The organism is Streptomyces solitudinis (assembly GCF_036323765.1).
Lineage (GTDB): Bacteria > Actinomycetota > Actinomycetes > Streptomycetales > Streptomycetaceae > Streptomyces.
Window position 1 is genome coordinate 128,222 of the sequence record NZ_JAZDCW010000002.1, and the last position, 12,193, is coordinate 140,414.

A 12,193-nucleotide genomic window follows, 5' to 3' on the forward strand; every position below is an offset into this window, starting at 1 on the left:
GGCGGCCGTCCGTCAGAACACCGACCAGTCCGAGCGTGCGGTGAAGTCCTCCAGCGCCGCCATCGCGCCCACCGAGTTGCCCACCGCGTCCAGCCCCGGGCTCCACGCGCACACCGCGCCCCGGCCGGGGACGATGGCCAGGATGCCGCCGCCGACGCCGCTCTTGCCGGGCAGCCCCACGCGGTAGGCGAACTCCCCGGCCGCGTCGTAGGCGCCGCACGTCAGCAGCACCGCGTTGATCCGCTTGGCGTCGCCCCGGCCGAACAGGCGGCTGCCGTCGGCGCGCAGCCCGTGCCGGGCCAGGAAGCCGCCCGCCAGCGCCAGGTCACGGCAGTCGGCGGCCACCGAGCAGTGCGCGAAGTAGTGCTCCAGCACCTCCTCCACCGGGTTGTGCAGGTTGCCGAACGAGGCCATGAAGTGCGCGAGGGCGGCGTTGCGGTGCCCGTGCTCGGCCTCGGACGCGGCCACGGCCGGGTCGACGGCGAGGCTCGCGTTGCCGGACTCCTCGCGCAGGAAGTCCACGACCGCGCCGCGCGCGTCACCGGTCAGGCTCAGCAGCGCGTCCGTGACGACGAGCGCGCCCGCGTTGATGAACGGGTTGCGCGGGATGCCGTGCTCGGATTCGAGCTGGATCAGCGAGTTGAACGGGTTGCCCGAGGGCTCCCGGCCGACCCGCTTCCACAGTGCGGTGCCGCCGTGCGCCAGCGCCAGGGAGAGCGCGAACAGCTTGGAGACGCTCTGCACGGAGAACGGTTTGCGCCACTCGCCGGTCCCGTGCACCTCACCGTCCACGGTGGCCAGCGCCATGCCGAAGTCGTACGGGTCGGCACAGGCCAGCGCCGGGATGTAGTCGGCCGGCTGGCCGCGTCCCAGCACCGGCAGCGCGGCCGCCCTGGCCCGCGTCAGCAGCTCCTCGTAGTCCATCGGGCCATTGTGTGCACAGGGCCGGGGAGGGGGCCCGGCGGGGCGGGGGCCCGGCGGGGCGCGGGCGTGCCGGGGGTGCGGCGGCCGGGCTCAGTGGTCGGCGACGCGGATCTCGAACCACGTCGTCTTGCCGCGCGGCAGGAGGTCGACGCCCCAGCGGTCGGCCAGGTGCTCCACGAGCCACAGCCCGCGCCCGCTGGTGTCCAGCTCCCGCACGGGCAGCAGGCAGGGCAGGCCCCGGGACGGATCGCGTATCTCGACGCGGACCCAGCCCCTGCGGCGGAACATGCGCAGGCTGAAGTGGTGGGCGCCGGTGTGCCGCACGGCGTTGCCGACCAGCTCGGAGACCAGGAGCACGCCGTCGTCGGTGACCCCGACGGGCAGCCGCCACTGGCCGTGCAGGACGGCGGCGGCCAGCCTGCGGGCCAGCCCGCAGGACTCGGGCCGGTTGCGGAACTGCACCTCGTGGAGGCTCGGATCACCGAGGAGGGCCAGCGCGTTGTCCCGCACGACACCGCCGCCCGCCGACACCGCCGTTGGTGCCGTTTCCTCCAGTCCCGCCATGGGCCCCATCATGGCGTGAGTTTGCACGGCGTGTGGCCGGAGTCATTGATTCCGCTCTGCCGGGGGCCGGCGGGCGGGGCCGGACGGGGGAGGAGGCGCGGGGTGGCGCGCCGCGTCCGGCCCCGGTCAGGGCCGTGGTCTCCGTCTCCGGCCCGCTCAGGGGGCGGGCCGGAGCGGGTCGTGCCCGATCCGCATCAGCCGGTAGCGCCAGTTCTGCTGCCCGGCGGTGGGCTCCAGGTCCTCGCGCCGCTCGGCGGACACGGTGTCCACGACGCCGCGCATGACGCGCAGGTCGTCGTCGGACAGGTCCACCTGGCGCTTGCGCAGGATGGCCAGCACGTGCTGCCCCTTGACGGTGCCCGCCTGGTCGGGCAGCTCCTCACCGTCCTCGTGCGCGGTGTCGGTGCGCAGCCAGTCGCTCAGCTCCTGGGACGTCATGTTGACCACCCGGTGGAACTCGTCCCACAGGGCGTCCCGCTCGATCGGGGAGATGTCGTCGGACACGGTGCCTCCTTCGGGCTGTCGGGCTGTGTCGGGCCCCGTCGGGCCGACGGGACGGGCGGGTCGAAGGGGCGGCGGTCAGGCGGCGGCGTGCAGGAGGGCGTCGGACTCCTCGGCGGACAGCTCGGCCCCGTACACGGCCGTGCCCGGCTGGTGGCGGCGCCCGCCCTGGCCCAGGTTCCCGGCGATGACCGGGTCGAAGCCGATGTCGCGGACGAGCCCGGCCACGACGGCCTTGGCCCCGTCGTCGCTGCCGGAGAGGGGGATGGCGAGCCGCCCGGGGTCGCCCTTGGGCCGGGCGCGGTCGCGCAGGTGCTCCCAGTAGATCGCGTTGAACGCCTTCACCAGGTTGCTGCCCGTGTGCTCCTTGATCTTCTCGCTGGACGTGGTGGTGTCGGTGTCCAGCTCCCGGTCCTGGCCGTCGCGCTCGGGGTAGTAGTTGCAGGTGTCGATGACGACCTTGTCCCGCAGCGCGTCGGCGGGCAGGTCCCGGTAGTGGCCGTAGGGGATGCTGACGACGACCACCTCGCCGAAGCGGGCGGCGTCCTCGGCGGTGACCGCCCGGACCGAGCCGCCGATGTCGGCGACGACGTCCTCCAGCGTGTCCGGGCCGCGCGAGTTGCTGATCACGACCTCGTGGCCGATGCGGTCGAAGTGACGGGCGAGGGTGGAGCCGATGTGTCCGGCCCCCAGGATTCCGATGCGCATGAGGTCTGCCTCCTTGGCTGTCGTTCCCCGCCGGGCGGGCGCGGTGCGCCCGGGGTGCGGGCACCCGGCGCGTCCGGGGGCGCGCGGCTAGCCGCCGGTGCCGTCCCCGCCGGACGTGCCCGCGGTGGTGGCCGCGCCCGTCCCGGCGGCGTCGCCGAGCCCCGGGGACACGGCGCCGGGGCCGCCGAGGCCGAGCGCCACCTTCGTCCAGCCGCTCTCCCTGCGGTCGAACGTCCGGTACGCCTCGACGGCGTCCTCGGTGGCGGCCCACCGCGTGATGAGCGGCGTCGGGTCCAGCGTCCCGGCGGCGACGCGGGACACCAGGTCGGGCACGTAGCGGCGGTGGTTGCAGTTGCCGAGCCGCAGCGTCAGGTTCTTCTGGAACGCGGCGCCCAGCGGGAAGTGCTCGGCGTGCGGCGGGTAGACGCCGATCACGCCGACGGTTCCGGCCTTGGCGGCCATCTCCACCGACCAGCGGGCGGCCAGCGACGGCGCGTTGCCGGGCACCCAGGTCCGCCCGTCGGGGTGCTGCTCGGGGGCGATCTCGCGCTGCTCGCGGTCGAACCGCTCCTCCTGGCCCTCGAGCGCGCGGGCCGCGGGGCCGCCGGGGCGCTCGGCGTCGATGCCGACGGCCTCGATGACGCGGTCCACCCCGATGCCGCCGGTCATCTCCCGCACGGCCTCCACCGGGTCCTCGGCCTGGAAGTCGATCACCTCGGCGTGCTGGCGCCGGGCCAGTTCCAGCCGGTCGGGGACGCCGTCCACGACGATGATCCGGCCCGCGCCCTCCATGCGGGCGCAGGCGATCGCGGCCTGCCCGACCGGGCCGGCGCCGAGGACGGCCACCGTGTCGCCGGACGTGATCTCCGCCAGCCTGGCGCCGAACCAGGCCGTCGGGTAGATGTCGGAGAGCAGGATCGCCTGGGCGTCGTCCACGCTGTCCGGCAGCGGGACGAGCCCGACGTGCGCGAACGGCACCCGCGCGTACTCGGCCTGGAGCCCGTCGAGGCCGCCCGCGGCCTCCGGGCCGCCGAAGAAGACGGTCCCGGCCTGCGGGCCGCCGGGGTTGGCGTTGTCGCACTGCGCGTAGTAGCCCGCCCGGCAGTAGCTGCACACGCCGCAGGCCACCGTGGACGGCACGACCACGCGGTCCCCCGGGCGGAGGTTGCGCACCCCCGCGCCCGTCTCCTCGACCACGCCGACCGCCTCGTGCCCCAGCACCCGGCCCTCGCGGAGCCCCGGCATGGTGCCGCGCACGAAGTGCAGGTCGGTGCCGCAGACGGCGGACGTCGTGATGCGGACGATCGCGTCGTACTGGTCCTGGATCTTGGGTTCGGGCACGTCGTCGAGCCGGATGTCGCCGACGGCGTGCCAGACCACGGCCTTCATGGGGCGCTCCTCGTGTGGACGGCTGGCCAACGCCACCCGGGTGCCCGACGTCCCGCGCCCGAAACGGGCGCCCGTCCCGCGCGGCACGGGACGGGCGCCGGTGTCAGCGGAAGCGGGCCTTGCCCGGTCCGTCCTCCACGAAGCTGCGCATGCCGCTCTCGCGGTCCTCCGTGGCGAACAGCCCGGCGAACCAGGTGCGTTCCAGGGCCAGGCCGGAGTCGATGTCGGCCTCCAGGCCGAAGTCGACGGACTCCTTCGCCGCCCGCAGCGCGATCGCGGGCCCCTTGGCGAGGCGGGCGGCCCAGGCGTGGGCCTGGTCGTGGACCTCGGCGGCGGGCACGACGCGGTCCACCAGGCCCATCGCCAGCGCCTCGTCCGCCCTGACCTGGCGCCCGGTGAAGATCAGGTCCTTCGCGCGGGACGGCCCCACCAGGCGCGCCAGCCGCTGGGTGCCGCCCGCGCCGGGGATCAGGCCGAGCAGGATCTCCGGCTGCCCCAGCTTCGCGTCCTCGGCGGCGAACCGCACGTCGGCGCAGAGCGCCAGTTCGCAGCCGCCGCCGAGCGCGTAGCCGGTGACGGCGGCGACGACGGGCTTGGGGATGCGGGCGATGGCGGTGAAGGCGTCCTGGAGGTCGCGGGCGCGGGCCACCATCGCCGCGTGGTCCATCTCCCGCATCTCCTTGATGTCCGCGCCCGCCGCGAACACCTTCTCGCCGCCCCACAGGACGACGGCCCGTACGTCGTCGCGCCGGGTCACCTCGGCGGCCAGCTCGCGCAGCCGGTCCTGGGTGGCGATGTCCAGCGCGTTCATCGGCGGGCGGTCCAGCCGCAGCGTGCCGACGCCGTCGGCGACTTCGAGGTTCACAGTCATGGCGGCAGGGTAACGCCCGTTAACCTCCCTGTCCCCGCCCCCGGCTGTGACGTGCCCTACGGCCCGGCGGTCCCCCACTCGCTCCAGTCGAGGTTCCAGCCGTTGAGGCCGTTGTCGGGCGCGATGGTGGCGTCCTGGCTGTTCTGGACCACCACCACGTCGCCGAGCAGCGAGTTGTCGTAGAACCAGGCCGCGTCCGCCGCCGGGTCGCCGCCGCCGCGCCGGTCGAACAGGCCGACGCAGCCGTGGCTGGTGTTGGCCGAGCCGAACGTCCCGCGGGCCGCCCAGTAGTTGCCGTGGATGAAGGTGCCCGAGGTGGACAGCCGCATCGCGTGCGGGACGTCCTTGATGTCGTACTCGCCGCCGAAGCCGACGGTGTCCCCGTTCATGCGGGTGACCTCGTGCTTCTCGCTGATCACCATCGTGCCGTTCCAGGTGGGCGTGTGGGGTGCCCCGGCCGTGACCGGCAGCGTCCTGACCACCTCGCCGTCGCGCCGCACGGTCATCGTCTTCTTCTTGGCGTCCACGGTGGAGACCATGGAACGTCCGACGGTGAAGGAGACGTCCTTGTGCTGCGTGCCGTACACGCCCTCCGCCGCCTCGACCCCGGAGAGGCGCAGGCTCAGCGTGACCTCGGTGCCGGGCTTCCAGTAGCGCTCGGGGCGGAAGTCCAGGCGCCGGTCGCCGAACCAGTGGCCGCGGATCTCCACGGCGGGTTCCGCCGTGACCTCGACGCCCGCCGCGACGGCCTCACGGTCGGCGACGGGATGGCTGAAGGTGAGGGAGACGGGCATGCCGACGCCGACCGTCGACCCGTCCTCGGGCGTGAAATGGCCGATGAGGGTGTCCCGCGCGACGACGGTCGTGAAGTGCGCGCTCCGGGCGGACGTGCGTCCCTGACCGTCCTCCGCGACGGCCTCGACGGTGTAGCGGGTGGCCGTCGCCAGCGCCCGCACCGGCTGCCAGGCCGTTCCGTCCGCGCTCAGCCGGCCGTCGACGGCGTTGCCCTCGCCGTCCTCGACGGTGACGGAGCCGAGCGTGCCGCCGGTCGCGGTCACCTTGAGCGCACCGGTGGTGGCGACGCCCTCGGCGCCGTCCCGCGGCTCGATCCGCACCGTCGCCGCCGACTCCCCGTCCGCGTCCCGCTCCTCGCTGACGGTGTCCGCCGCGGCCGGCGGCTTCCCGTCCGCCGCGGGCGCGGCCGCGTCGGCGCCGCCGTCCCCGTTACCCCCGCACCCCGCCACCAGCAGCGTGACGCCCAGCAGGACGGCGGCCAGCCTCCCGCCGCCCCGCCTTGCCCGCACCCCTGTACCCCGCACCCGTCTCCCCCGCACCCCGGTACCCCGCACCCGCCGACCGTCCTCGTCTCTCGCACCCCGGGCGCGCCCTGTCACGCGCCGCCCCCACGCCCCGGCCGGTGCCGGTCCGTACGGCCCGCCGCGCCGGGCCGTGCGCCCGGTCGAAAGTCCATCACAACCTCGAACGGGTGAACTCCCGTGGAATGTCACCGTTTCGTTCCAGGATCACGACGCGGTCCGTCCCGGGTAATCGCACGCGGCGCGGGGTGAGGCGGCCGGTCGTTGCGGGAAGCATCACCGCAAGGAGCGGGACCGCGCGCGACGGCACGGACGCCGGAGCACCCGGGGCCGCGCGCCCGCACGCACCGGCGGGCGGCGCCGTGGCCGCATGCGCGGGGCCGCACGTCCCGACCGCGGGAGGCCGTGCCGTGTGCTGCCCTGCCCCGACGAGACCGGCCCACCACCGCACCGGGAAGGAGGGGCGATGACCCGGCACGTGGCACCCGGCACCGCGCTGGACGACCGGCGGTCGCCGCGCCCAGGCAGCGCCGGAGGCCGTCCGGACCCGTCCGGGGACGCCCGCGCCGTGTGGCCCGGCAGCCCGCAGCCCCTCGGCGCCCGCTACCGCACCGGCCCCGGCGGCGTGACCGGCACCAACTTCGCCCTGTGGGCGGGCGGCGCCGAGAACGTCGAGCTGTGCCTCTTCGACGACGCGGGGCGCGAGACCCGCCGGGCCCTCACCGAGCAGACGCACGAGATCTGGCACGGCTTCGTCCCCGGGGCCGGGCCCGGACAGCGCTACGGCTACCGGGTGCACGGCCGCTGGGATCCCTGGTCAGGCGCCCGGTGGAACCCCGCCAAACTGCTGCTCGACCCCTACGCGCGGGCCGTGGACGGCGAGTTCGCCCTGCCGCCCGAGGTGTACGGGCACGTGCGGGACTGGCCGCAGCAGCACCTGGCCGACACCGTCCGCGACGAACGCGACTCGGCGCCGTTCGTGCCCAAGGGCGTCGTCGTCCACGACGGCGCCCCCGCCGGGCCGCCCGGCAGCCCGCCCGACGACGACTGGCGCGACGACCGCCGTCCCAAGACGCCGTGGGCCGACACCGTCCTGTACGAACTGCACGTGCGCGGCTTCACCATGCGCCACCCGGGGGTGCCCGAGCGGCTGCGCGGCACCTACGCGGGCCTCGCCCACCCGGCGGCGGTCGAGCACCTCACCCGGCTCGGCGTCACCGCCGTCGAACTGCTGCCCGTCCACCAGTTCGCGCACGAGGACCACCTCCTGCGCCGCGGGCTGCGCAACTACTGGGGCTACAACTCCGTCGGCTACTTCGCCCCGCACGCCGCGTACGCCGCCACCGGCAGCCGCGGCCAGCAGGTCGGCGAGTTCAAGGACATGGTGCGGGCCCTGCACGCCGCCGGGATCGAGGTCATCCTGGACGTCGTCTACAACCACACCGCCGAGGCGGGCGAACTCGGCCCGACGCTGAGCCTGCGCGGCATCGACAACCGCGGCTACTACCGCCTCGCCGGGGACCCCCGCCGCTACGCGGACTACACCGGCTGCGGCAACACCCTGCACGTCGTCCAGCCGCAGGTGCTGCGCCTCATCACCGACTCGCTGCGCTACTGGGTGCAGGAGATGGGCGTGGACGGCTTCCGCTTCGACCTCGCCGCCGCCCTGGCCCGCTCCATGCACGACGTGGACATGCTCTCCCCGTTCCTCGCCGTCATCGCCCAGGACCCGGTGCTGCGCCGCGTCAAGCTCATCGCCGAGCCCTGGGACGTCGGCTCCGGCGGCTACCAGGTCGGCGCCTTCCCGCCGCTGTGGACGGAGTGGAACGACCGCTACCGCGACGCCGTGCGCGACTTCTGGCGCGGCGCCCTCCCGGACGTCCGCGACCTCGGCTACCGCCTGTCGGGCTCCAGCGACCTCTACGCCTGGGGCGGCCGCCGTCCCTACGCCTCCGTCAACTTCGTCACCGCGCACGACGGCTTCACCCTGCGCGACCTGGTGAGCTACCACGGCAAGCACAACGAGGCCAACGGCGAGGAGAACCGCGACGGCACCGACGACAACCGCTCGTGGAACTGCGGCGCGGAGGGTGACAGCGACGACCCCGGCGTCACCGCGCTGCGCCACCGGCAGCTGCGGAACATGATGACGACCCTGCTCCTGTCCACCGGCGTCCCCATGCTCGTCGCGGGGGACGAGATGGGCCGCACCCAGCACGGCAACAACAACGCGTACTGCCAGGACAACGAGGTGAGCTGGCTCGACTGGTCACTCCTGGACGATCCGGCCTGGCGCTCCCTGCACGACCTCACCGCGCGCCTGCTGCGCCTGCGCCGCGACCACCCCGTCCTGCGCCGCCGGGCCTTCTTCTCCGGCCGCCCGCACGGCCCGGGCGGCCTGCGCGACCTCGCCTGGTTCACGGCCCGGGGCACCGAGATGACGGAGTCCGACTGGTACGCCCCCGGCTCGACGCTCGGCCTCTTCCTCTCCGGCCACGACATCCCGCACCGCGACGAGACGGGCGAGCCCGTCACCGACGACAGCTTCCTGGCGCTCCTGCACGCGGGCCCGGACCCGGTGGCGTTCCGCCTCCCCGGGCCGCCCTGGGCGACGACCTGGGAACTGCTCCTGGACACGGGCCGCGAGCGCCAGTCGGAGCCGCCGGGCACCCTGCACCCCTGCGGCGAGGAGGTCGCGGTCCCGCCGCGCTCGCTCCTGCTGTGGCGCGCCCTGCCCCGGCCGGTGTGAGCCCGCCGCCCCGGCCGACGGGCGCGGGGCCTGCGGCGGCCGCGGGGCCGGGCGGTCTCCGGGTGGGGGCGCGGAGACCGCTCCGGGCGGCGTGTCAGCACATGCGGTAGTCGGCCCGGGTGGAGTTGTAGGAGCAGACGTCGACGCGGGTGCCGTTCGCCCTGCGGAGGGTGGCGGTGTCCTTGTCGTTGTTCCACACGTACCAGGCGCGGCCCTGGTAGCGGTTGACGGAGGTGTTCGTGCCCTTGCCGGTGCGGACGGTGACCGTCTTGCCCTTGGCCAGGGTGAAGGTGCCGAAGGTGTACCGGTGGTTCACCGCGTCGGTCAGCGTCCAGCCCCGGAGCTGGACGGAGGCGCCGGTGGTGTTGCGGATCTGGACGTACTCGGCGTTGAGGCTGGAGTTGGCGCCGCGGTCGGAACCGGGGCTGTCGTAGTAGACCTTGTACAGGTGCACGGAGCCGGCCGCCTGGGCGGGCACGGGTATCAGCGCGAGGCCTGCAGCCGCCACCACGGCGGTGGCTGCGGCGATGGAGCGGGTACGGATCATGGACGTCCCTTTGCGTCGGCAGCCGGGCGCCCCCCAATCGGGCCCGGCGGGAGCGTCAGCATAAGGAGACCCCCGCCCGGCCGCGCCCCCGTTACCGAACCGGGACCTGACACGTCCGACCACGTCACGCCGGCCCCCGCGCGGAACGCGTCCGACGCCCCCCGGGACGTCTCCGAGCAGAGCGAGCGGCGTGCCCTGACGGTGAGCTGTGAGCCCGGCGTCCGCTTCGTGCTCAGCGTCGGACGGTGGCTGCCCGCCGCCTTCCCAGCGCCGTCAGGAGCACGCATATCACGGCATAACACCTTGCACGCCCCCATGCGCCGCCGACCGATGGGGACGGAGTCATAATGATAATGTCATCTCACCAACGGGAGGCTTGTGTGCGAGTCAAATGGACACTTTACGCCGTAATTCCTGCACTCATGTTGTCCTGTGGATGCGTGATCACCTCCGAAGCATCTCCAGACGCCACGGCCACACCTTCCATGCGGACCGTCACACCGGATGTGGAACCCACCCCGGTCATTGACTACGACGGGAAGACCAAGACGGTCGCGCTCGGCGACGTCAAGGTCGCGGCGACGGTGGAAGCGCCGGTGATCCACCTTGTCGTCACCGCGAGCAACACAACAGAGAGAAAATTGAGCTACAGCATCGATGTCGCTGTCAGCAACGGTGAAACTCCGGTATACACGAAGACCCTCGACATCCGGGACATCGAGCCTGGACTGACAAAAGAGAAATCCAGGGAAATAGACATTTCAGGTTACACGCGAACCTTCGGCGAACCGAAAGTCTTCATCAACGACGTCGCCACCTCCGCTGAGTGAAGCACGTTTCATGCGGTGAGCTGGCACGTTTCTTGTAACGTCGGACAGGACGTGAAATCTGCCGCTTTTCCTGCTCCGGTCGACCGGATCGCGCCCGGTCAGCGATCCGCACCAGCACGCTGAATCCCAGTCACCTCATCGGCGTCCAGCAGCAACCGCACGGCCGTTTCAGCCCCGCCACCGCCACGGTGCCCACACGCCGCCCGGAAAGGCACGCCTCCGAGCTGAGCCCGGCGTCCGCTTCGTGCTCAGCTTCGGGCGGCGGCGCCCGGCCGCGGCCCGGGCCAGTACGGGCCAGCGTGCGGATTCCCGCACCACACGACCTGGCTGTGCGGCTCGACGGCGACGGTCATGCCGAAGTCGTACAGCCCGGGGCTCCCCCGCCGAAGCCACCACTCCCACGCCTGGTCCAGCTCGGCGGCCAGGTCGCGCGGCCCGCCCCCGTAGACGACGGCGTGCGAGCCCACCAGGGTGGCCCATGACGACACGCCGTCGTGCAGCCACACGGTCACCTGGTCCCCTTCGGTCCGGGTGAGGACCTGGACGTCCGGCAGCACGACGCGGACGGCGAACAGCAGGTCGGCACTGTCCCGGAGAGGCCGCAGGTCCCGGGTGAGCCGACGTTCGCGCCGGGGCGGCGCGTCACCGCGGACCTGGCGCCAGCCCAGCGCGGGGGCCGCGCCGCGCGCGGACATGAACATCGCCAGGCCCTGCATCCATCCGGTGGCCGACCGGCCGTCGGCTGCGACGGTGAGGGCCACATGGCCCAGCCGTCCCCACGGCGTGACGATCCGTCCGCCGGGCCGGGTCTGGGTCACCCACGCGGCGGGGACCTCCTCGACGGCGTAGGTGGCGATCACCCGGTCATAGGGCGCTCCCGCGGGCCAGCCCGCCTGCCCGTCGGCGACCTCCACGGCCACCTCGGCGCCCGCCGCGTCCAGACGTTCCCGCGCGGCGAGGGCGAGCCTGCTGTCGGTCTCGACGCTGACGACGCGGCCGGAACCGGCCCGCCAGGCCAGCAGGGCCGCGTTCCAGCCCGTGCCGGTGCCCAGTTCCAGCACCCGCTGCCCCGGCTCCAGCATCACCGCGTCGAGCATGTCCGCCACTACCGCCGGTGCGGACAGGCTGGAGGACGCCCGGCCGTCGGTGACCTGGGTGACGGCCGCGACGCCCGGCCCGCCGTAGACCTCGGCCGCCCAGCCCCGGGGGTCAGCGGCCCGGTCCACCGGCACGTAGGCGTCACCTGTCCACCGCCACAGCCGCCCGGGCGCGTAACGGTCCCTGGGCAGCGCCTGCATGGCCTGCCGCACCCACGGCGAGTCGGCGGGCCAGCGTCCCCCGTCAGCCATCGCCTGTGCGGCCTGCTCCCGCAGGTCCTCCGTGCTCGCCATGGACAGTGCCTACTTCCTGCGGGTCCCCGAGGGAAGCGGAGCCTTGGGCACTTCTCCGTCGGAGTTGCCCGGCGGCGGCGTGCCCTGTCCCGGGTCCGGGTCCGGTTTGCGATGCTCGCCCACGGTCGTCCGCCCTTTCCCCGCACGGTTCGGTCGCCACATCCTGACGCGATCGCACGCCTGCGCACAGGGGGCCCAACGGAGAGGCGGCCAGAGCGCCGCCATCCGAAGACGATCGGGCACAGAACCCCAGATACCGGCCAGGTATGGTCGCGCAGCCGCCCGTTGATCGCTGGATCGTTCGACCCGCTGAACCCGCGGAACCCGCGTCCCGTGCGGGACTGGCCCGCCCTCGCGAGGGTGTCGGAGGTGCCGGACGGAAGCGTCGTCGCACGGCCGGGCC

11 protein-coding genes are annotated in these 12,193 nt (G+C 73.8%); 2 read left to right on the forward strand and 9 right to left on the reverse strand.

Annotated elements, in window-relative coordinates:
* Positions 1-12: 12 nt before the first annotated feature.
* From V1J52_RS04300 to V1J52_RS04330, 7 genes are all read right to left on the reverse strand, one after another.
* On the reverse strand, positions 13-924 hold the full coding sequence (locus V1J52_RS04300) for a glutaminase (protein WP_330138228.1): 912 nt from the start codon (positions 922-924) through the stop codon (positions 13-15).
* A 90-nt stretch (positions 925-1,014) separates the two neighbouring features.
* Complete coding sequence (locus tag V1J52_RS04305) at positions 1,015-1,488, reverse strand: ATP-binding protein (RefSeq protein ID WP_330138229.1); 474 nt, start codon at positions 1,486-1,488, stop codon at positions 1,015-1,017.
* 156 nt (positions 1,489-1,644) lie between these two features.
* Positions 1,645-1,992: a DUF3140 domain-containing protein gene (locus V1J52_RS04310; RefSeq protein WP_330138230.1), complete on the reverse strand. Its 348-nt coding sequence runs from the start codon at positions 1,990-1,992 to the stop codon at positions 1,645-1,647.
* A gap of 75 nt (positions 1,993-2,067) precedes the next feature.
* Positions 2,068-2,697: an NADPH-dependent F420 reductase gene (locus V1J52_RS04315; RefSeq protein ID WP_330138231.1), complete on the reverse strand. Its 630-nt coding sequence runs from the start codon at positions 2,695-2,697 to the stop codon at positions 2,068-2,070.
* Positions 2,698-2,784: 87 nt separating this feature from the next.
* Positions 2,785-4,086, reverse strand: coding sequence for a zinc-dependent alcohol dehydrogenase (locus tag V1J52_RS04320; RefSeq protein ID WP_330138232.1), 1,302 nt, complete (start codon positions 4,084-4,086; stop codon positions 2,785-2,787).
* A 103-nt stretch (positions 4,087-4,189) separates the two neighbouring features.
* Positions 4,190-4,957 carry an enoyl-CoA hydratase/isomerase family protein gene (locus V1J52_RS04325; protein ID WP_330138233.1) on the reverse strand — a complete coding sequence of 256 codons (768 nt, stop codon included), beginning with the start codon at positions 4,955-4,957 and terminating at the stop codon, positions 4,190-4,192.
* A 56-nt stretch (positions 4,958-5,013) separates the two neighbouring features.
* Positions 5,014-6,261 (reverse strand): L,D-transpeptidase, encoded by a 1,248-nt coding sequence (locus tag V1J52_RS04330; RefSeq protein WP_330138234.1) that lies wholly within the window; start codon positions 6,259-6,261, stop codon positions 5,014-5,016.
* Positions 6,262-6,739: 478 nt separating this feature from the next.
* On the opposite strand from V1J52_RS04330, the gene glgX reads away from it, so the two are divergent.
* Positions 6,740-9,022, forward strand: a complete 2,283-nt coding sequence (glgX, locus tag V1J52_RS04335; RefSeq protein ID WP_330138235.1) for a glycogen debranching protein GlgX — start codon at positions 6,740-6,742, stop codon at positions 9,020-9,022.
* Positions 9,023-9,116: 94 nt separating this feature from the next.
* Here the strand turns inward: glgX and V1J52_RS04340 are convergent, their stop codons facing one another.
* The gene (locus V1J52_RS04340; RefSeq protein WP_330138236.1) at positions 9,117-9,569 is read right to left on the reverse strand and encodes a lamin tail domain-containing protein; all 453 of its coding nucleotides are present in this window, start codon (positions 9,567-9,569) and stop codon (positions 9,117-9,119) included.
* Positions 9,570-10,009: 440 nt separating this feature from the next.
* Here V1J52_RS04340 and V1J52_RS04345 point away from each other — a divergent pair, with 440 nt between their 5' ends.
* Positions 10,010-10,399, forward strand: coding sequence for a hypothetical protein (locus V1J52_RS04345; RefSeq protein WP_330138237.1), 390 nt, complete (start codon positions 10,010-10,012; stop codon positions 10,397-10,399).
* Positions 10,400-10,647: 248 nt separating this feature from the next.
* Here the strand turns inward: V1J52_RS04345 and V1J52_RS04350 are convergent, their stop codons facing one another.
* Positions 10,648-11,790, reverse strand: a complete 1,143-nt coding sequence (locus V1J52_RS04350; RefSeq protein ID WP_330138238.1) for a methyltransferase domain-containing protein — start codon at positions 11,788-11,790, stop codon at positions 10,648-10,650.
* Positions 11,791-12,193 lie beyond the last annotated feature (403 nt).